This is a genomic window from Fluviirhizobium alvei (genome assembly GCF_030551875.1).
GTDB lineage: Bacteria > Pseudomonadota > Alphaproteobacteria > Rhizobiales > Rhizobiaceae > Rhizobium_E > Rhizobium_E alvei.
Window position 1 is genome coordinate 65,924 of sequence record NZ_JAUOZU010000004.1, and the last position, 19,544, is coordinate 85,467.

Here is a 19,544-nt window from a genome sequence, read left to right on the forward strand (position 1 = left end):
TGATCCTCTCTGAATAGGGAAACGGGGGTCATTCGGTTGCCTGACAGGAATGCAGGTCGCGAAGCGTGAAACGGGGGGTGGCGCCGGGATCGTCCGGCGTGAAGGCAATGGTGCGCGTCTCGCCGGCAAAGAGGTCGAACGCATTGTCGGAGAAGCGGCCCGGGCAATCCGCCTCGACCATGACGAAAAGCGCAAGGCCGGATGCCGAGAGCGTCAAAAGGCGCTGGCCACCCTCACCCTTGGCCTCCTGGAGCGAGAGGCCCGACGGTTTGAGGTCGAGCACCTTGTAGGTGGACATAACATGATGCCCCCTTCCCTTGCTGCCATTCGTCGCCGTCCAAGACCAGACAAGCAGATGACCATCCGGAACCGAGTTCGCATCGATCCGACCGATTTCGGCGGCTCTGTCAGGCGGGCACTGTCCGGCGAGCCGCGTCAGCGGATGCGTCCGTCCGTCGAGATCGACGGTCGCAACCTCGACCTCGAAATCCACCGGCGGCGCACCGTCGTTGATCATCGAAAGCGCAATCTGACGCCCGTCGGCGGACGGGATGGCAACGATCGTCTCCGGAGCAAAGAAGCGCCGTGCCTGATAATGCATGGCCTTCCAGGTGCCACCATAATCGAGGCTGGCCCAGGATGCGACCGGCCAGGTATCGTTGAGCTGCCAGATGACGGTGCCCATGCAATGCGGCTTGAGCGAGCGCCAGTATTCGACGGCGGTCTTGATCGCCAGCCCCTGCTGGATCTGGCTCAGATAGACGAAATTGGCAAAATCCTTCGGGAAGCGGAAATAGCGGAACATGGTGCCCGCAATACGCTCGTTGCCGCCCGGATTCTTCTGATGCACTTCCATGACCGGCGAGGCAATGTTGCGATCCTTCGCCTCGGTATAGCGATCGAGAACAAGGTTGGATGTGTAGGACTGAAAGCCGAATTCCGAGCAGAAGCGCGGCTTGACGGTGCGATAGTGATCGAACGACTTGTTCTCGTGCCAGACCGACCAGAAATGCATGTCGCCGGCGCCATCCTTGTGCCAGGCATCGCCGAAATCGAGCGGCCCGACCGAGGGGCTCGACGGCCACCAGATCGCATCCAGTCCCGTCTTTTCCAGCGCCCGCTCGATGGTGCGGTTGAGCCGGTCATAGGAAACGAGATAGCGGTCGCGGTCCTTCTTCGACACCTCGAACCAGTTGAGGGCGCCAACAAGCTCATTGTCACCGCACCAGAGCACGATCGAGGCATGGTGGGCGAGCCGGCGGACCTGGTAATCGACCTCGGCCTCGACATTGTCGAGGAAGCTCTGCGTCGACGGATAGAGATTGCAGGCGAACATGAAATCCTGCCAGACCATGAGGCCGAGCCGATCGCAGAGATCGTAGAACCAGTCATGTTCGTAGAAGCCGCCGCCCCAGATGCGGATCATGTTCATGTTGGCATCGACCGCCGACTGCAAAAGCGCCTCGGTCTTTTCCGGATCGGTGCGGGAAAAAAGCGCATCGGCCGGAATCCAGTTGGCGCCGCGGGCAAAGATCTCGCGCCCGTTGATGCGGAAGGCAAAGCGGCTGCCGGCTTCGTCCCGATCGGTCAGAAGCTCGAGCCGGCGCAATCCGATCTGGCGGACGACCGTCTCGTCAGGCAGGGCGACCGTCAACGGATAAAGGGTCTGTTCACCGGAACCGGCCGGCCACCAGAGCTTCGGCTGCTCTATGACAAACACCTGGTGGATCGTGGTTTCGCCCGGATTGGGGGCGCAATCGACCCGCACCTCTTCGCCGTTGAAGGAAAACCGCACCGGAACGATGCAGGGTTCATCGGCATAGAGCGTGACCGCGACATCCAGTTCGACGCTGCCGTCGTCGCGATGGTTCTGCCGGGTCGTCACATGTTCGATGCGGGCCGGATCGAGTTTGCGCAGCTTAACAGTGCCATAAAGGCCCGAAGGTGCGAGCGCGATGTTCCAGTCCCAGCCGAAATGGCACTGCGGCTTACGCAGCATGTTGCCATAGGGAATGGGGCAGTTCATGGCGAGCCACGGCACCTCGAAGGGCAAGGCATCATAGACTTTGCGGCCGCTTTCGACAGGGGAATGAAAGAGAACCTCGATCAGATTCTCGCCTTCCTTCAGCGCCGCAGCCACATCCGGTCGGTAACGGCGGAAGCAATTGTTCGCCTCGAGCACGATAGTGCCATTGACGCGGATGGTGGCGACCGTATCGACAAAATCGAGGTCGAGATACCAGCTGCCCTCGATGGTTTCCGGCATATCGAATGCGCGCGAAATGAGCCAGTCGCGTTCCGCGACCCACTGGACCTTCGCCTCGTTGGCGCCGAAATAGGGATCGGGAATGACCCCACCGGCTTCGAGCGCCGAATGCACATCGCCCGGGATCGCCATCGCCACGTCGATGTCTCCCGAGACAAGGCGCCAGGCACCGGAAAGATCGTGGGCATTTGGGGATGAAACGGCCATGGTGGGAACTCCAGGGACCACGGACGGCAGGCCGCAACAGAGCCGCCCAACGCCCGGCATTGACATTCAAGCGCAAGCGGGCGGCGAACCGCCCGCCCAGGAAATCAGAGACGCAGTTCGCTTTCCGCATCGAACAGCGAGGCAAGCGACATGGTGAAGGACAGCTTCACCTGCGCACCCGGCTGATAGCGTCGGTTGCCCGCGATGCGGACCGACATGTTGATGCCGGCAAATTTCAGCCACAGCAGATTGTCCGCACCCATCGGTTCTTCGATTTCGACCACGGCATCGAACGTCTGGCCGCCATCGTTGGCATCGACCAGAATATGTTCGGGCCGCATGCCGAGCACGACCTTCCGACCCGGAACGAGGCCGGAGGCCGCCTTGTATTCATTGAGCGGAATGGCAACGCCGTTGCTCACGAAATCGATGCCCGCAACCCCTTCCCGCAACTCGCCGCGCAGGAAGTTCATCGCCGGCGACCCGATGAAGCCGGCCACGAACAGGTTCTTCGGCTCGTTGTAGATCGTCATCGGATCGGCCAATTGCTGGATGAGGCCGTTCTTCATGATGGCAATGCGATCGGCAAGCGTCAGCGCCTCGATCTGGTCATGCGTCACATAGATCATCGTGTTCTTGAGCGACTGGTGCAGCCGCTTGATTTCCACGCGAAGTTCGGTGCGCAGCTTGGCATCGAGGTTGGAGAGCGGCTCGTCGAACAGGAAGACATCGACATCGCGCACCAGGGCGCGGCCAATTGCCACGCGCTGACGCTGACCGCCCGACAGTTCCGACGGCTTGCGATGCAGAAGCGGCTGGATCTGCAGGATTTCGGCAGCACGCGCGACACGCTTGTCGATTTCCTCCTGCGGCAGACCGGCGATCTTGAGACCGAAGGACAGGTTCTTGGTCACCGACATCTGCGGATAGAGCGCATAGGACTGGAACACCATGCCGATGCCGCGATCCTTGGGCTCGAGCCAGGTGACATTCTTACCCTTGATGAAGATCTGCCCGTCGGTGGGCTCGAGCAGGCCGGCAATGCAGTTGAGCAGGGTCGACTTGCCGCAGCCGGACGAGCCCAGCAACACGAGGAATTCGCCATCCTCGATATCGATGTTCAGCTTGTCGAGAACGGTAACCGCTCCGAAGGAAAGCGTGAGGTCTTTGACGGAAACGCTGGTCATGCGATTAACCCTTCACTGCACCGGCGGCGATGCCGCGCACGAAATACTTGCCCGAGATGAAGTAGATGCCAAGCGGCACAAGGCCGGTCAGGATCGTGGCCGCCATGTTGACGTTATACTCCTTCACCCCCTGGGTCGCGTTGACGATATTGTTGAGCTGGACGGTCATCGGCCAATTGCGCATGCCGGCAAAAACCACGCCGAACAGGAAGTCGTTCCAGATGCCGGTGATCTGCAGGATGACGGCAACGGTCAGGATCGGAACCGCCATCGGCAGCATGATCTGGAAGAAGATCTGCCAGAAGCCGGCGCCATCCACGCGGGCCGCCGAGAAGAGTTCTCGCGGCAGCGAGGCGAAATAGTTGCGGATGAGCAGCGTCAGGATCGGCATGCCGAAGATGGTGTGGACGATGATCAGCCCGTGCAGCGTGCCATAGGAATAGAGGTTCTTGAGGATGATCGTCAGCGGATAGAGCATCACCTGATAGGGGATGAACGAGCCGAAGATCAGCATGGTGAAGAAGACTTCCGAGCCACGGAACCGCCAGAAGGACAGGACGTAGCCGTTGACGGCGGCAATCGCGATCGACACCACGGTCGAGGGGACGAGGATGATCACCGAATTGAGAAAGCCAACCTTCAGGCCTTCGCATTGCAGGCCGGTACAGGCCGAATTCCAGGCCTTGACCCAGGGTTCGAAGGTCACTTCCACCGGCGGCGAGAAGATGTTGCCGAGCCGGATTTCCGGCAGCCCCTTGAGTGAAGTCACGATCATCACATAGAGCGGCAACAGATAATAGATGGCAACGACGATCAGCACACCATAGAGCATGATCCGGGCCGGATTGAGAACGGTTTTGGGCTTGGGTCCGCGTGGTTCTTCCATGGTCGATCCTCCTATGTGCGCTTCTTGGAGCCGTATTCGTAATACATCCACGGAATGAGGATGATCAGCACGGCAATGAGCATGACGGTGGATCCGGCCAGACCCTGGCCGAGGTTGTTGCCTCCGAACATATAGTCGAAGACATATTTGGCAGGCACGTCGGAGAAGTTACCCGGCCCGCCCTTGGTGAGCGCCACGACAAGATCGTAGAGGCGCACGACGCCGGCAGCAGAAATGACGAGGTTCGTGATAAGAACCGGTCGCATGATCGGCAGGACGATGAAGAGGTAGGTCTTCCATTTCGGAATGCCGTCGACGCGGGCGGCCTTCCAGATCTCGTCATCGACGGTCCGCAGACCCGCCAGCATCAGCACCATGGTCAGCCCCGTTCCCTGCCAGAGCCCGGCAATGATGATGGCCCACATGACGGTGTTGCGGTTGCCGAGCATGTTGAACTTGAAATCGGTGAAGCCCCAGGCCTGAACGACCTTCTGGATGCCGAACATCGGATCGAACATCCACTGCCAGGCAATGCCGGTGACGATGAAGCTCAGTGCAAAAGGATAGAGATAGATGGTGCGGAATGTGTTCTCGAAGCGGATCTTCTGATCGAGCAGCACCGCCATGATGAAGCCGAGAACGAAGGAAAAGGTCAGCGACACGACGCCGTAGAGGATGAGGTTCTTGTAGGCGATCGACCAGCGCGATGCCTTGAACAGGCGCGTATATTGATCAAAACCGACGAAGGTCAGTTCCGGCAGCGTCCTTGATGCCGTGAACGAATAAAGGATCGTCCAGATCGAGCAACCGGTGAAAACCACCACCGCTGTAAAGATCATCGGTGACGACGCGGCCAGACGCACCCAGTTGCGCTTGAGCCAAAATATGAAACCACTGCTCGGTCCCGACGCCCGGTCAGGCGCCATCGTTTCCGTAGCCATTCTCTCCTCCCCGTATCAGTCGCCCACGCAAACACCAGCGGATCATCCACCGAACGAAGCGCATCGCTCCCAGGACTGACAAAGCCATTCTTGAAACAACCTTCCCGGCAAGGCTAAAGCCCCACCGGGAAGATCTATGATCTCAGACGATCAATTGGCTTCCTTGATGATGTCGACATAGCGCGCCTGCGCATCTTCGACGCTCATTTCCGGCGTGTTGAAGAATTCGACCCAGAGGTCTTCCATCTGCTTCTGCGTGTCAGAGTTGAAGGACTGCTCGCCCGACGGCAGGATGTTGGCCGGGTCCTCGAGGATCTTGATGCCCTTCTGCATGCAGGCATTCGCCGCATTCATGTCGATATCGCCACGGATCGGCAGCGAACCCTTCTTGAGGTTGAAAGCAACCTGGGTTTCCTTGCTGACGAGCAGCGAAGCGAGCTTCAGCTGAGCTTCGACCACTTCCTTGTTATCGCCCTTCGGCTTGGGGAAGTAGAAGGCGTCGCCACCGGTATCGAGCACAGCCTGCATGCCAAGACCCGGAAGGCAATCATAATCCTTGCCGGCAACCTGACCGGCCACGGAGAATTCACCCTGAGCCCAGTCACCCATGATCTGGGCACCAGCCTTGCCGGTGATCACCATGCTGGTGGCATCGTTCCATGCACGGCCGACGAAACCGTCATCGACGAGGCCGCGGGCATCGGCAAGCGCCTGGAAGACCTTCGTCATTTCAGCGGATGCAGCCGCATCGGCGCTCTTTTCGATCTGGATCTTCTTGTAGAGATCAACACCGCCGATGGCGATCTGGAACACGCCAGCCATACCGTTGATCTGCCAGGGTTCACCACCCACGGCGAGCGGGGTCACACCCTTTTCCTTCAGCTTCGGCGCTTCGGCAACGAATTCGGCCCAGTTGGTCGGAACCGGAAGACCATTGTCTTCGAAGACCTTGCGGTTGAGCCACATCCACTGGAACGAATGGATGTTGACAGGCACGCAATAGATCTTGCCTTCATAGGTGCAGGGCTCGAGAAGCTTGGACGGACGGATGAAATCCTTCCAGCCTTCCTTTTCTGCGAGCGCCGTCAGATCGGTCATCAGACCGGCCTTGACGAGGTCTTCGGCGTCACGGCCTGTGTTGAGCTGGGTCGCACCCATCGGATCGCCGCCCGAAATACGCGACAGGATGATCTGGCGGGCATTGTCGCCACCGGCGATCGCGCCATCCTTCCAGGTGATTCCGTTGGCTTCTGCAGCCTTGGCGAACTCGGCCACAGCCGCAGCTTCACCACCGGACGTCCACCAATGGGTCACTTCAAGTTCGACTGCCTTGGCAGAACCGGAAAAGAGCGCAACCGATGTGGCGAGCGCCGCCGTAAATAGACGAATGTTCATGAGTCTCCTCCCTCACTGAAACGTTACCGGAAAAACTTATGCGAATTGATTGGTGCGCGCAACTGGTTGCGCGAAAAATTTCGCGCATCCACAACTTTACACCTTATGCGTGTATTTTGTGAGATTATTTTTCCCTTAATCGTTTTAATTTTTCCAGCCAAAAATTCAGAAAAACTCATCTTACTATATGGTTTTGTTATATTTATTGCATATTTTTCTCTTTTTCGCTCAAAGAAGCCTCTTAGCTCGCGCAATAATTTTTCAAAGCGACATTTGGCGTCGCAGCACAGAAAGACCGGCACATCTAAAATTAGCTCTCGACTTTTTTACTGTATCGTTACAGTTTTTAAGTCCAGCAGAGGAGGACGTGGCATTTCGGCATGAATCGGCCTAAACACCACGCTGCGTTCAGGAAAGGTTCACATGAAGGGCACTTCGCAAGCGGGTGGTGCGCCGGCTCCGGGAGAGAGGCCGACGCTTAAGACGATCGCCTATATGACCGGCCTTGGCATCACGACCGTGTCGAGGGCGCTCAAGGACGCGCCGGATATCAGTGCCGAAACCAAGGAGCGCGTGCGCCTGGTCGCGAGCCAGATCGGCTATCATCCCAACCGCGCTGGCGTGCGCCTCAGGACCGGCAAGACCAACGTCATCAGCCTCATCCTCAATCTCGATGAAGAACTGATGGGGCTGACATCCCACATCGTCTATGGCATTTCGGAGATCCTCGCCGGCACGAGCTATCACTTGATCGTAACACCCTACAATCGCGACAAGGACCCCTTGTCGCCGGTGCGTTACATCGTCGATACCGGCTCGGCCGATGGTGTCATTCTCTCTTCGACGGAACCGGATGACCCGCGCATTCGCCTGCTTGAAGAACGCAAAGTGCCGTTCGTTACCCATGGGCGCACCAATATGGGGATCGTCCATCCCTATCACGATTTCGACAATGAGGCCTTTGCCTATGAGGCCGTTCGCCGGTTGACGGAGAAGGGGCGCAAGCGGATTGCCATTCTCGAACCTTCGCCTCGCTTCACCTTCTACAGCCACATGCATGCCGGCTTCCACAAGGGACTGGCCGATTTCGGTGCGGAAGAAGTGCCGTTCGGCCCCACCAACATCCATCAGGCAATGATGGATATCCACGACACTGCGTTCCGCCTTGTAACCGGAGTACGGCCGCCGGACGGAATCGTCTGCGGTTCGAGCGCCGGCGCGGTCGCGATTTCCTCTGCCATCAGCGATGCCGGGCTCGTGGTCGGCAAGGATGTCGACATGGTCACCAAGCAGCCAGCCAATCTCCTGCGCTTCATCTGTCCCGCCATCATGACCGTCAACGAAGATATCCGCATGGCCGGACGCGAACTGGCAAAAGCCGTGATCGCCCGGATCGACGGCGTGCCGCCGTCGCTGCTGCAAAGCATCTGCCTGCCCGATGGACGGCTGATCCAGCCTGACTGACGGTCATCCGACCGTCAGAAATCCGCAAGACCGCTTCCCCAGGGACCATGGTGCTTGTCGAGCCCGTCGATACGGTCGAAACCGTGCGCACCGAAGAAATCGCGCTGGGCCTGGATGAGGTTGGCGGTGCCGCGACCGCGCCGATAGGTATCGAAATAGGCAAGCGCAGACGCCAGTGCGGGAACCGGAAGCCCGGCAAGAGCCGCGGAAGCCACCACGCGCCGCAGTGCCCCATCGGTCTCCTGCACCATCGCGGCAAAAGCCGGCGTGACGATGAGATTGTCGGCATCCGGCATAGCGGTGAAGGCAGAGGTGATTTCATCGAGGAACTGCGAACGGATGATGCAGCCCGCCCGCCAGATCCGCGCGATCGTCGGCATCGGCAGCGACCAGCCGAATTCGCGGGAGGCTTCCGCCATCACCGCAAAACCCTGCGCATAGGCTCCGATCTTGCCAGCGAGCAGTGCCAGTTCGAGATCGGCCACGAAGGCATCGGCATCGCCGGCGATGCGGCCGGTGCCGGGCAGACCGAGAATGGCTTCCGCATCCATGCGCTTCGTCTTGAAGGAGGACAGGCTGCGCGCCGCCACTGCCGCCTCGATCGCGGTTGCGGGAATACCGAGATTGAGCGCCTCGATGGCCGACCATTTGCCGGTACCCTTCTGGCCGGCCTTGTCGACGATGACATCCACCATCGCCTGGCCGGTGACCGGATCGGTTGCAGCGAGCACCGTCTCGCTGATCTCGATCAGATACGAATTCAGCCGGCGAGTGTTCCAGAGCGAAAAGACTTCCGAGCAGGCTTTTGCCGAATAGCCGAGTCCATCGCGCAGGAGGCCGTAGATTTCGGCGATCATCTGCATGTCGGCATATTCGATGCCGTTATGGATCGTCTTGACGAAATGGCCGGCACCGTTTTCACCGAGCCAGGCCACACAAGGGTCGTCCTTATATTTGGCGGCAATCGAGGTCAGCACCGGCTCGACGCGCTTCCAGGACTCTTCCGTGCCGCCCACCATGATCGATGGACCATGACGGGCCCCCTCCTCGCCGCCCGACACGCCCATGCCGATGAAGGTCAGGCCCGAGCCTTCGAGCCCCTTGAAGCGGGCGATCGTGTCGCGGAAATTGGCATTGCCCGCATCGATGATGATATCGCCTTCGGACAGATAGTTGCGCAGTGTCGCAATCAGTTCGTCGACCGGATCACCGGCTTTGACCATGATGATGACCGGACGCGGCGGGCGAATCGCCGCCACGAACGCTTCAAGCGACTCGCAGGGAACGATCCTGTCCTGAAGCGCACCCGCTTCGGCGTAGAATGTCCTGGTCTTGTCGGGCGAGCGGTTGAAAACCGCGATGCGATTACCCTTTTCGGCGATATTGAGCGCCAGGTTCGAGCCCATCACGGCCAGACCGATCAATCCGATTTCCGCTTGTTGCATAGCGCATGCTCCCGTTCATTCCGATCGGGGCGACTATAGGCGCGGCAAAGCAGCGGAAGCAAGGCTAATCGATTTAGTTTGCCGCCGCAAAACTTGGAAGGGGCTGGTTTGACAGGAGAACACGGCTGGAAGTCTCTTCTCCCCAAGGGGGAGAAGATGTCCGAAGGACAGATGAGGGGGTAGATCCTCGTATCCAACTGGTATCTCGGGATAATCCCCCTCATCCGGCGCTATCGCGCCACCTTCTCCCCGATGGGGAGAAGAGACCACCACGCTTCAGCCCTCCACCTCCACCCTTGGGGCGGAAAATCCTGCAGAGACGGGTTAGAGACGTCCACTCAGACGAAATGGCCTTGAAATTACTCGGACGGTTTGTTGTCGCCATCATCGAGAACGCGCCAGGCAGCGCCTTCGAGATCCTCATACTGGCCGCTTTTCAGCGACCAGAGGAAGGCAACGAGCCCCAGCGCCCCCATGCCGAGCGCAACGGGAATGAGGATGACGAGTGTATTCATGCCGCAAGTGCCGATTCTGGTTTGACGGTGTAGGCATTGCCGGTCGAAGGCTCTTCCGGCATCGAGCCCAGCATGTTGAGACGCAGGGAATTGACCACGACGATAATGGATGAGGTGGACATGGCAACCGCTGCGATGAGTGGCGTCGCCTGCCCTGCAAGCGCCACCGGCACCGCGATGATGTTGTAGGCGATCGCAAGCGCGAAATTCTCGCGAATGAGTCGTCCGGCCTTGCGGGACACGTCGATGGCGAAGGAAACCGCGCCGAGGCTGTCGCGCATGAAGACGAAATCGGCAGCCTGGCGGCCGATATCGGCAGCCGTCGAGGGCGCGATCGACACATGGGCCGAGGCGAGCGCGGGCGCATCATTGATGCCATCGCCCACCATCAGCACGCGCGCACCACCGTTCGAGGCCTGCGCCACCATCTCGACCTTGCCTTCTGGCGTCAGGCCGGCGCGCCAATGTTCGATGCCGAGCTGGCGGGCCATGGCAGCCACCACAGGCTCACGGTCACCCGACACGATGCCGCAACCGAAGCCCTGCTCATGCAGCGCGGCAATGGTGGCGACGGCATCGGGCCGGAGAACATCGTCGAAACGAAACTGGGCCCGCTCCTCGCCATCGAGGGAGAGAATGACTTCCGAATAGGGAGAATTGACATCGTTGCCTGCAACGGTGCCGAGCGCGAACTTGCGGTTGCCCAGACGCCAGGTTCCTTGCGGATCGACGGCCTCAAGGCCGCCGCCCGGAATTTCCTTGACGGTTTCGAACATCGCCTGCGGACCGGAATGGGCACGATAGAGCGCCCGCGACAGCGGATGACGGGAATGGGCGGCAAGACCGGCCGCAATCGCAAAATCCCGGGGCGCGATAGCATCGCCATTCTCAAGCCGCGGCCGGCCGATCGTCAGCGTCCCAGTTTTGTCGAACAGGACCTGCGAGGCTTCGGCGAGCCGCTCCATGGCAGAGCCTTCCTTGACCATGATGCCGTTCTTGAACAGTCGACCGGCGGCCACGACCTGGACGACCGGAACGGCAAGCCCGAGCGCACAGGGGCAGGTAATGATGAGAACCGAAATCGCCACCAGCATGGCCTGTTTCCAGTCGCCACCCAGAATGCCCCAGGCGAGGAAGGAGGTGAGCGCCAGGAGATGCACGACCGGCGAATAGAGCCGGGCCGCACGGTCGGCGATCCGGCGATAGCGCGCCTTGCCGCCTTCGGCTGCTTCCATGAGCGAAATGATTTCGGCGAGGAACGAGTTTTTCGCCTCGGCCACCGCCTGCAACGTCAGCGCACCGGTGAGGTTGAGCGTACCGGCAAGCAGTTTCCCACCCCGACTGGTCGAGACAGGCGCGCTTTCGCCATTGACGATCGACCAGTCGATATCGCTTTCGCCGGACAGCACGAGACCATCGACGGGAATGCGTTCGCCGGCGGCAATCAGTAGCATATCGCCGGTCCGGACATCTTCTACGGGCCGATATTCATGCGACCCGTCCGCAAGCAGAACCATGGCGCCACGCGGCGACAGGCGCGCCAGACCGACGACGGCCGAGCGGGCGCGATCCCGCATCAGATGATCGAGCGTACGACCGATCAGAAGGAAGAACAAAAGCGAGACCGTGGCATCGAACCAGGCATGTTCACCATGATGCATGGTTTCCCAAAGGGACATCGCATAGGAAAGCGTGACGGCAAGTGAAATCGGCACATCCATGTTGGTATGGCCGTTGCGCAGCGCCGACCAGGCCGAACGGAAGAAGAAGCGACCGGAATAGATCAGCGTCGGCGCCGCGATCATCGCCGAAATCCAGTGGAAGAGATCGCGCGTTGCGGATTCGGCACCCGACCAGACCGAAACCGACAGCAGCATGATGTTGGTCGCCGCAAACCCGGCAACCGCAACGGCGCGTAGCAGTTGGTTGCGCTCGGAATCGCTCTGGTCGGCCGCCATCTGGAAGAGATGCGGATCATAGCCGGTCCGCGCGATCGCCGAAGCGATGTCCCGCGGGTCGGTCTTGCGGCCATCGACCGTCTCGCGCCAGGTTACTGCCACGCGCTTGGTCGAAAGATTGACGCGCGCCTTGGCCACTTCCGGCATCTTTCTGAGCGCATCCTCGATCGTGACGATGCAGGAGCCGCAATAGACCCCGGGAACGCTGAGATCGGTCTGGCGACAACCGTCACCGAGATCCTTTGAGGCGAGCCACAATTCCTCGGAAGAGGGAAGCGCTTTTTCAAGCCCTTCCTGCTCCAGTGCAGCTTCGGTGCCGGGTGCGCAGCAACTCATGTCCTTACTCCGGAATGGCGATCCGTTCAGCCTGATGGTAGATGGTCTTGCCATCCTCGATCGCCGCAAGATCGACGATCCACGAACCGGCGGCTAGATTGTGCTGGGCCGAAAAGACCCCGTCGGAAACGCGCGTCAGCGGCATCGAGAAATCCTGCAGCTCGCCCACCGGGCGGTGGAAGATCGCCTTGATTTCCGAAAGCCGTGCAATCGCTTCCGCCGGCCCCTTGAGACGGTAGGTGATCGTCGAACCCTCGACCGCAAGCGCACCTTCATAGCCGAGTTCGGCCCACTTGCGAGCCTCCTCTGCCTTCATGTTGAACTCCTGGCTCGCCACATAGGTGTTCTTGGCGAGGATCCCGCTCCAGGTGGAGTTCGCGAGATAAGCCATCAGCACGTTCACCGAAATGATGACCCCGAAGAAGGCCACCATGATCGCCAGCATATGGCGTCCGGTAAAGATGAAACCGCTCTCTGTCTTGCTGTTCGACATCACTTTTTCCCCGGTACGACAAAGTCAGCTGCGTAATTTTCGAATTCCTTGGTTTCAGGATATTCGATGTGGAAACCAAACTTCCGGCTCTCCGTCGCTTCCGCCTTCGGCAAGGTAACATAGATCTTCATCGTCCGCACCGCATCCGGCTCGACCGGCACTTCGAACGAGCGACCCTGCGAGGTCGTTTCACCGGCAACCGTCATATAGGCGCCTTCCGGCAGGTCCTTGAGCGACAGGGTGAAGGTGCGCGGCTCGGGAATCATGTTGAGGATCTTGACCGTGAAGCCGTTGCGGATGGAGCCATCCGATTCCAGCACATATTGCGGATTGCGATCATGCAGGACATCGAGACCGATACGGTCGCGCATCATCAGTGCCGTCAACAGACCGACGCCGATCATCGACCACAGGAACGTATAGAGCAGGATGCGCGGACGGAAGATGATCCGCCAGTTAAAGTGCCGGATCTTGTCATGATAGTGGCCATCGGCGTCCCGAACGCGCGACGGATCGATCGGCGCCGTGTGGTCAGCGGTGGCAATGGCCATGTTGGTGGAATAATCGAACAGGGTCGAATAACCGATCAGCCCCTTGTCGCGGCCAAGCTTTTCCATCACGCCGTCGCAGGCATCGATGCAGAGCGCGCAGGTAATGCATTCGAGCTGCAGACCATCGCGAATATCGATACCCATCGGACAGACGGCAACGCAGGCGTTGCAATCAACGCAATCGCCGGAAACGGCACCCGTTGCCGCGCTCTTCTTGGTGCCATGGGTCCGCGGCTCGCCGCGCCAGTCATTGTAGGTGACGACCAACGAATTCTCATCGAGCATCGCAGCCTGGATACGCGGCCAGGGGCACATGTAGGTGCAGACCTGTTCGCGCATCAGACCACCGAACACATAAGTTGTGGCCGTAAGCACGCCGATGGTCGAGTAGGCTATCGAATCGGCATGGAAGGTGACGAGATCGTGCAGAAGGGTCGGCGCATCGGCAAAATAGAATACCCAGGCACCGCCGGTCGCCATGCCGATCAGAATCCAGATGGCATGTTTCGACACCCGCTTCCAGATCTTGTCGAAGGTCCATGGGGCCGTTTCGAGTTTCATGCGGGCGTTGCGATCGCCCTCAATGGCCCGTTCAACGACGAGGAAAAGATCGACCCAGACCGTTTGCGGACAGGTATAGCCGCACCAGGCACGGCCCACCGCTGTGGTAACGAGGAACAGCCCTAGGCCCGCCATCATCAGGAGGCCGGCGACGAAATAGAATTCCTGCGGCCAGATTTCGATGAAGAAGAAATAGAACCGGCGATTGGCGAGATCGAGCAAAATGGCCTGATCCGGCGCATGCGGGCCGCGATCCCAGCGAATCCACGGTGCCAGATAGTAGATGCCAAGCGTGATCGCCATCACCAGCCATTTGAAGCGGCGGAAACTGCCTTCGGCGCGCTTCGGGAAAATCTTCTTGCGCGCGGCATAAAGCGGCTGGCGAACTTTCGCGGCATTGACCGCTGAAGCTTCAAGCCGCTCGATCTCTTCCGGCTGTCCCCGGACTTCATCTTTGACTGTCATTGCATTAGCCCTTTTCTTCAGGGTCTTCTTTTAAAAGAACGGCGCCGAGTCTCCTTGATTTATATCAAGGATGGGCAATGTGCCGCATGCGGAGATCGCTATGTTTCGATCATCGCCGCTTCGAAAAAATTACCGCCCGTCTCCATAAAAAAGGCCGCATGTCCGTGAGGGCATGCGGCCAATGAGCATGTCCGGAAAACCGGAAGAACATGCTGGAGAGCTCGGTCGGAATGCCGGACGGATCCGATGGCCAAGACCAGAGACATTTCGTCTCGCACCCCATTCCAGGTCGCCCCGGAAGTTGACGTGACTATGGTCCGGAGCGTTTGCCACGGCATTGACCTGGATCAACTGCCAGTTTTGACAAATGTCCGGAAGTGACCGGCTGAGCGGAATCCGTTTCGCAAGCCGCCCGCATAAACTATTGACAGAAATGAAAAAGCCGGGCGGAAAACCGCCCGGCCCGATCGTTAGCCTCTGGCTTGGCTTATTCGCCGCCGCCGAGAGAATGGACGTAAACGGCCAGTTCCTTGATGGTGGCATCGCTGAGACGACCAGCCCAGGCCGGCATCATGCCATGCTTCGGCTTGTTAACCTGGTTGATGATGGCCTGTTCGCCCTCACCACGCAGCCAGATCGCATCGGCGAGATTCGGAGCACCGAAATCGCGACCGCCCTTGGCATCTTCGCCATGGCAGGAAGCGCAGTTTTCGGCAAACACCGTCTTGCCCGGCTCGACCAGAGCAGCATCGGCAGGCGTACCGCTCAGGCTGACGACATAAGATGCAACCTGCTTGATCTGATCCGGTTCCAGCATTTCGCCGAAGGCCGGCATTTCAGAGGTGCGAGTATCCGGATCTTCCGAACGGATGCCGTGGTTGATCGTCGCGTAGATATCGTCGACCTTGCCGCCCCAGAGCCAGTCATTGTCGTTGAGGTTCGGGAATCCCGGACCACCCGAAGCGCCGGAACCATGGCAGGGTGCGCAGTTGACCTTGAAGGCAGCGGCGCCGCCGTTCATGGCGAACTGGCTGAGTTCCTGATCCTTGGCAATATCGGCAACCGGCATGGCCGCGATCTTGTCGAGGAAGACCTTCTGGGCTTCGGTGGCCTTGGCAATGTCCTCTGCCACGACCTGACGGCTCGAGAATCCGAGCATGCCCTTGGTGTTTTCCTTGAGCAGCGGCCAGGCCGGATAGGCGATCGTATAGGCGATGGCCCAGACGATGGTGGCATAGAACGTCCACAGCCACCAGCGCGGAAGCGGATTGTTCAGTTCCTGGATACCGTCCCATTCATGGCCGGTTGTCTCGACGCCAGAGATTTCGTCAATATTCTTCTCAGCCATTTTCAATCCTCCTTCAGAGGTATGCTAGCGGCCTCGTCGGCCAATTTCTTGCTGCCGGGCCGAAGGGTGTAGAGCACCGCCACGACGAAGACCCCGGCCATGAACAACAGACCCCAGCTGTCGGCGAAGGCCCGCATGGATTCATAGGTTTCCATGGTCCCTCCTCACCGGTAACCGGATGCGTCGTTGTAGGTCGAGAAGTCGACGAGCGTGCCCAGCATCTGCAGATAGGCGACAAGAGCGTCCATCTCGGTCAGCTTGGCCGGATCACCGTCGAAGTCGCCGATCTTCGCCTTCGGATAGCGCGCCACGAGCGCGGTCGTATCGGCATTCGGATCGGCCTGGGCCTTCAGGTCGGCTTCGGCATTGGCGAACATGTCTTCGGAATAGGGAACGCCGACGATGCTGTTGGCCTTCAGGTTGCCCTGAATGTCCATACCGGCAATGTTGAGTTCGGTATCCTTCAGATAGCTGTAGCTCGGCATGATCGATTCCGGCACCACGTTGCGCGGCTCGATCAGATGCTGGACGTGCCATTCGTTCGAGTAACGGCCGCCGACGCGGGCAAGATCCGGACCGGTGCGCTTGGAGCCCCACTGGAACGGATGATCGTACATCGATTCTGCGGCCAGGCTGTAATGGCCGTAGCGTTCGACTTCGTCGCGGAACGGACGGATCATCTGGCTGTGACAGACATAGCAGCCTTCACGGATATAGATGTTGCGACCGGCCAGTTCGAGCGGGGTGTAGGGCCGCATGCCCTCCACCTTCTCGATCGTGTTCTCCAGGTAGAAGAGCGGCACGATTTCGACGATACCGCCGATGGTGACGACAAGAAGCGAGGAGACGAGGAGCAGCGTCGCGTTCTTCTCGATCACTGCGTGTTTATCAAGAATGGACATGTGTCCGCCTCCTTATTCAGCCGGCACGGCGGCAGGAATGGCACCCGGCAGGGGCGCTTCCTTCCGTTCATGACCGAGGATTGTCATCAATACGTTGAAGCCCATGATCAGCGAGCCGAGCAGGTAGAGAACACCGGCAAGCACGCGCAGCATGTAGTACGGGAACATGGCGGCGACCGATTCGGCGAACGAATAGACCAGGAAGCCCTGTTCGTTGTATTCGCGCCACATCAGACCCTGCTGGATACCGGCAACCCACAGTGCGGCGGCGTAGATCACGATGCCGATGGTGGCGAGCCAGAAGTGCCAGTTGACGAGGCGCAGGCTGTACAGGCGCTGACGGTTCCACAGCTTGGGCGTCAGGTAGTAGACCATGCCGAAGGAGATCATGCCAACCCAGCCGAGTGCGCCGGAATGCACGTGACCGATGGTCCATTCGGTGTAGTGGCTGAGCGAGTTGACGGCCTTGATCGACATCATCGGGCCTTCGAAGGTCGACATGCCGTAGAAGGCGATGGCCATGACCATCATGCGGATGATCGGGTCGGTACGGATCTTGTCCCATGCGCCCGAAAGCGTCATCAGACCGTTGATCATGCCACCCCAGGACGGCATCCACAGCATGATCGAGAATACCATGCCGAGTGTCTGCGCCCAATCCGGCAGAGCGGTGTAGTGCAGATGGTGCGGGCCGGCCCAGATATACATGAAGATCAGGGCCCAGAAGTGGATGATCGACAGGCGATAGGAATAGACCGGACGACCAGCCTGCTTCGGCACGAAATAGTACATCATGCCCAGGAAGCCTGCAGTCAGGAAGAAGCCGACGGCGTTATGGCCATACCACCATTGGGTCAGAGCATCCTGCACACCCGAGAACACCGAGTAGGACTTCACGCCGAGGAACGACACCGGCATCGCCAGGTTGTTGACGACATGCAGCATGGCAATGGTGACGATGAAGGACAGGTAGAACCAGTTGGCCACATAGATGTGGCTTTCCTTGCGGGTCAGGATCGTGCCGAGGAAGACCAGGAGATAGGCAACCCAGACGACGGTCAGCCACAGGTCGACATACCATTCCGGTTCGGCATATTCACGGCCCTGGGTGATGCCCAGCAGATAGCCGGTCGCAGCCATGACGATGAAGAACTGGTAGCCCCAGAAAACGAACCACGGCAGGCTGCCGCCGAACAGCCGCACGCGGTTGGTGCGCTGGACGACATAGAAGGACGAGGCGATCAGCGCGTTACCGCCGAAGGCGAAGATAACGGCCGATGTGTGCAGCGGACGCAGGCGACCGAAGTTCAGGTACGGCTCGATATTTAGATCCGGGAAGGCGAGCTGCAGCGCGACGACCACGCCGACCAGAAAGCCGACGATACCCCAGAAGGTCGTGGCGATCACACCATAGCGAACCACCGAGTCCATATATTCGGACTTGGAGGCAGCGGCGGCACCGCCGGCCGGAGCAAACTTGGCCTGGCGCAACAGGAGGATCGTGCCAAGCGCGAGGGTTACGAAGGCAACCCACATATGTATCTGGAACTGGCTGTCATGGGCGAATCCAGCGCCCAGAAGCGCCAGAAAGGCGCCCAGCGCCACAATTATTGTTTCAAGCGTGTAGTTCATTGTTGGCATCCCCCAACGTCACTGGAATTATCCGCATTTCCCGGGATTTCAGAGTTCAGGCTTGCCTTCCCCGAGTCCAATACGGCCTTGTGCAGCAATCTCAGGATGGGCCTCAAGCAGCCTTGATCCAGATCAAAGCAGGCGGCGGTTTTTTTAGCGATTAACAAGAGTAGGAAATGAAAACATCGCCGCATTACGGCATTGGCAGGCAGGCTATCGAATATGGGCGAACTGGCTTCGGACTTTGCCTTTCCACCTTCATCCGGGACGCCACCGATGGGCGCGCCGTCTCTGGATTGGTGGAAACGCGCTCATGAGGAGCAACTCAGGCTCTGCACCGAGCTTGAGCATATTGCCGATTCCCTTCCCGCCAGCATCAATCGCCAGAAATGCATCTATGCGGCCAAGACAATCGGCCCCCTGATCAAGGCGACGCACAGTTACGAAGAGGATGTGCTGTTTCCTGCCGTCGAGAGCCAGAAGGCCAACAGCCCCGACGTGCTGAAGACACTGTCCCGCCTGAGATTCGAACATTTCGAGGATGAATGTTTCGCCGAGGAACTGACCGAGCGATTGCTTCTGCTCGGCGCCGGCGACAAGGATGTCAACATGGAGGCCACCGGCTACATGCTGCGCGGTTTCTTTGAAGCCCTCAAACGCCATGTCGCCTTCGAGCGCGAGCATCTCGTGCCCGTGATGGAAGGGCTTCTCGGCAAGAAGACTGGCTGAGCCCCTGCCCGTCTCATCATAGGCTTCCAAACATAGAAACGCCCACGCTCGCGAGAGCATGGGCGTTTTCGGATCCGTCGGTTTTGGACGGATTACTTGTCGGTTGCCGGGAAATAGTCGCCCTTCGAGAGCTTGGACACATCACCCGAGTAGCCGAATGCGCGTTCGCCGGAAGCGACGGTGTTCGCACCCTTCGCATAGTCGGCATAGGTGCCCTTGTTGCCAGCCTGGACATATTCGCTGTAGCTGCCGTTCGGCCAATC

The 19,544-nt window shown here is 59.3% G+C and carries 16 protein-coding genes; 2 read left to right on the forward strand and 14 right to left on the reverse strand.

Annotation, left to right across the window (positions count from 1 at the left end):
• Window positions 1-28: 28 nt before the first annotated feature.
• The 5 genes from Q4481_RS04765 to Q4481_RS04785 form a co-directional block, all read right to left on the reverse strand.
• Complete coding sequence (locus tag Q4481_RS04765; RefSeq protein WP_304375171.1) at window positions 29-2,473, reverse strand: beta-mannosidase; 2,445 nt, start codon at window positions 2,471-2,473, stop codon at window positions 29-31.
• A 104-nt stretch (window positions 2,474-2,577) separates the two neighbouring features.
• Window positions 2,578-3,660, reverse strand: a complete 1,083-nt coding sequence (locus Q4481_RS04770) for an ABC transporter ATP-binding protein (protein WP_304375172.1) — start codon at window positions 3,658-3,660, stop codon at window positions 2,578-2,580.
• 4 nt (window positions 3,661-3,664) lie between these two features.
• Complete coding sequence (locus Q4481_RS04775) at window positions 3,665-4,546, reverse strand: carbohydrate ABC transporter permease (protein ID WP_304375174.1); 882 nt, start codon at window positions 4,544-4,546, stop codon at window positions 3,665-3,667.
• Between the two features lie 11 nt (window positions 4,547-4,557).
• Window positions 4,558-5,472, reverse strand: a complete 915-nt coding sequence (locus tag Q4481_RS04780) for a carbohydrate ABC transporter permease (RefSeq protein WP_377353031.1) — start codon at window positions 5,470-5,472, stop codon at window positions 4,558-4,560.
• A gap of 165 nt (window positions 5,473-5,637) precedes the next feature.
• The gene (locus Q4481_RS04785; protein ID WP_304375178.1) at window positions 5,638-6,882 is read right to left on the reverse strand and encodes an ABC transporter substrate-binding protein; all 1,245 of its coding nucleotides are present in this window, start codon (window positions 6,880-6,882) and stop codon (window positions 5,638-5,640) included.
• Window positions 6,883-7,305: 423 nt separating this feature from the next.
• Between Q4481_RS04785 and Q4481_RS04790 the strand changes: the two genes are divergently transcribed.
• Window positions 7,306-8,346: a LacI family transcriptional regulator gene (locus Q4481_RS04790; RefSeq protein ID WP_304375180.1), complete on the forward strand. Its 1,041-nt coding sequence runs from the start codon at window positions 7,306-7,308 to the stop codon at window positions 8,344-8,346.
• 14 nt (window positions 8,347-8,360) lie between these two features.
• On the opposite strand, the gene gnd is transcribed toward Q4481_RS04790, so the two are convergent.
• The 9 genes from gnd to ccoN all read right to left on the reverse strand — a co-directional run bounded on the left by gnd (window position 8,361) and on the right by ccoN (window position 18,552).
• The gene (gnd, locus tag Q4481_RS04795) at window positions 8,361-9,791 is read right to left on the reverse strand and encodes an NADP-dependent phosphogluconate dehydrogenase (protein ID WP_304375181.1); all 1,431 of its coding nucleotides are present in this window, start codon (window positions 9,789-9,791) and stop codon (window positions 8,361-8,363) included.
• Between the two features lie 359 nt (window positions 9,792-10,150).
• Complete coding sequence (gene ccoS / locus Q4481_RS04800; protein ID WP_304375182.1) at window positions 10,151-10,306, reverse strand: cbb3-type cytochrome oxidase assembly protein CcoS; 156 nt, start codon at window positions 10,304-10,306, stop codon at window positions 10,151-10,153.
• Window positions 10,303-12,600, reverse strand: coding sequence for a cation-translocating P-type ATPase (locus Q4481_RS04805; protein ID WP_304375183.1), 2,298 nt, complete (start codon window positions 12,598-12,600; stop codon window positions 10,303-10,305). Before Q4481_RS04805 ends, ccoS begins: the two co-directional genes overlap by 4 nt.
• A gap of 4 nt (window positions 12,601-12,604) precedes the next feature.
• On the reverse strand, window positions 12,605-13,093 hold the full coding sequence (locus Q4481_RS04810) for a FixH family protein (protein ID WP_304375184.1): 489 nt from the start codon (window positions 13,091-13,093) through the stop codon (window positions 12,605-12,607).
• Entirely contained in the window at window positions 13,093-14,670 is a 1,578-nt protein-coding gene (gene ccoG / locus Q4481_RS04815; RefSeq protein ID WP_304375185.1) for a cytochrome c oxidase accessory protein CcoG, read from the reverse strand. The genes Q4481_RS04810 and ccoG overlap by 1 nt, the downstream gene beginning before the upstream one ends.
• A gap of 487 nt (window positions 14,671-15,157) precedes the next feature.
• Complete coding sequence (gene ccoP, locus Q4481_RS04820) at window positions 15,158-16,018, reverse strand: cytochrome-c oxidase, cbb3-type subunit III (protein ID WP_304375186.1); 861 nt, start codon at window positions 16,016-16,018, stop codon at window positions 15,158-15,160.
• 2 nt (window positions 16,019-16,020) lie between these two features.
• Window positions 16,021-16,173: a cbb3-type cytochrome c oxidase subunit 3 gene (locus Q4481_RS04825; protein ID WP_304375187.1), complete on the reverse strand. Its 153-nt coding sequence runs from the start codon at window positions 16,171-16,173 to the stop codon at window positions 16,021-16,023.
• 9 nt (window positions 16,174-16,182) lie between these two features.
• Window positions 16,183-16,920, reverse strand: a complete 738-nt coding sequence (gene ccoO, locus Q4481_RS04830; protein ID WP_304375188.1) for a cytochrome-c oxidase, cbb3-type subunit II — start codon at window positions 16,918-16,920, stop codon at window positions 16,183-16,185.
• A gap of 12 nt (window positions 16,921-16,932) precedes the next feature.
• Window positions 16,933-18,552, reverse strand: coding sequence for a cytochrome-c oxidase, cbb3-type subunit I (gene ccoN, locus Q4481_RS04835; RefSeq protein ID WP_304375189.1), 1,620 nt, complete (start codon window positions 18,550-18,552; stop codon window positions 16,933-16,935).
• A gap of 276 nt (window positions 18,553-18,828) precedes the next feature.
• Here ccoN and Q4481_RS04840 point away from each other — a divergent pair, with 276 nt between their 5' ends.
• Window positions 18,829-19,281, forward strand: coding sequence for a hemerythrin domain-containing protein (locus Q4481_RS04840; protein WP_304375190.1), 453 nt, complete (start codon window positions 18,829-18,831; stop codon window positions 19,279-19,281).
• Window positions 19,282-19,544 lie beyond the last annotated feature (263 nt).

Bases quoted from the DNA above. Each gene is read 5' to 3' on its own strand.
- ccoO (WP_304375188.1), bottom strand. From the start codon at position 16,920: ATGTCCATTCTTGATAAACACGCAGTGATCGAGAAGAACGCGACGCTG.
- Q4481_RS04770 (WP_304375172.1), bottom strand. From the start codon at position 3,660: ATGACCAGCGTTTCCGTCAAAGACCTCACGCTTTCCTTCGGAGCGGTT.
- Q4481_RS04775 (WP_304375174.1), bottom strand. From the start codon at position 4,546: ATGGAAGAACCACGCGGACCCAAGCCCAAAACCGTTCTCAATCCGGCC.
- Q4481_RS04785 (WP_304375178.1), bottom strand. From the start codon at position 6,882: ATGAACATTCGTCTATTTACGGCGGCGCTCGCCACATCGGTTGCGCTC.
- Q4481_RS04780 (WP_377353031.1), bottom strand. From the start codon at position 5,472: ATGGCGCCTGACCGGGCGTCGGGACCGAGCAGTGGTTTCATATTTTGG.
- ccoG (WP_304375185.1), bottom strand. From the start codon at position 14,670: ATGACAGTCAAAGATGAAGTCCGGGGACAGCCGGAAGAGATCGAGCGG.
- Q4481_RS04825 (WP_304375187.1), bottom strand. From the start codon at position 16,173: ATGGAAACCTATGAATCCATGCGGGCCTTCGCCGACAGCTGGGGTCTG.
- ccoN (WP_304375189.1), bottom strand. From the start codon at position 18,552: ATGAACTACACGCTTGAAACAATAATTGTGGCGCTGGGCGCCTTTCTG.
- Q4481_RS04840 (WP_304375190.1), top strand. From the start codon at position 18,829: ATGGGCGCGCCGTCTCTGGATTGGTGGAAACGCGCTCATGAGGAGCAA.
- Q4481_RS04765 (WP_304375171.1), bottom strand. From the start codon at position 2,473: ATGGCCGTTTCATCCCCAAATGCCCACGATCTTTCCGGTGCCTGGCGC.
- Q4481_RS04805 (WP_304375183.1), bottom strand. From the start codon at position 12,600: ATGAGTTGCTGCGCACCCGGCACCGAAGCTGCACTGGAGCAGGAAGGG.
- gnd (WP_304375181.1), bottom strand. From the start codon at position 9,791: ATGCAACAAGCGGAAATCGGATTGATCGGTCTGGCCGTGATGGGCTCG.
- ccoS (WP_304375182.1), bottom strand. From the start codon at position 10,306: ATGAATACACTCGTCATCCTCATTCCCGTTGCGCTCGGCATGGGGGCG.
- Q4481_RS04790 (WP_304375180.1), top strand. From the start codon at position 7,306: ATGAAGGGCACTTCGCAAGCGGGTGGTGCGCCGGCTCCGGGAGAGAGG.
- Q4481_RS04810 (WP_304375184.1), bottom strand. From the start codon at position 13,093: ATGTCGAACAGCAAGACAGAGAGCGGTTTCATCTTTACCGGACGCCAT.
- ccoP (WP_304375186.1), bottom strand. From the start codon at position 16,018: ATGGCTGAGAAGAATATTGACGAAATCTCTGGCGTCGAGACAACCGGC.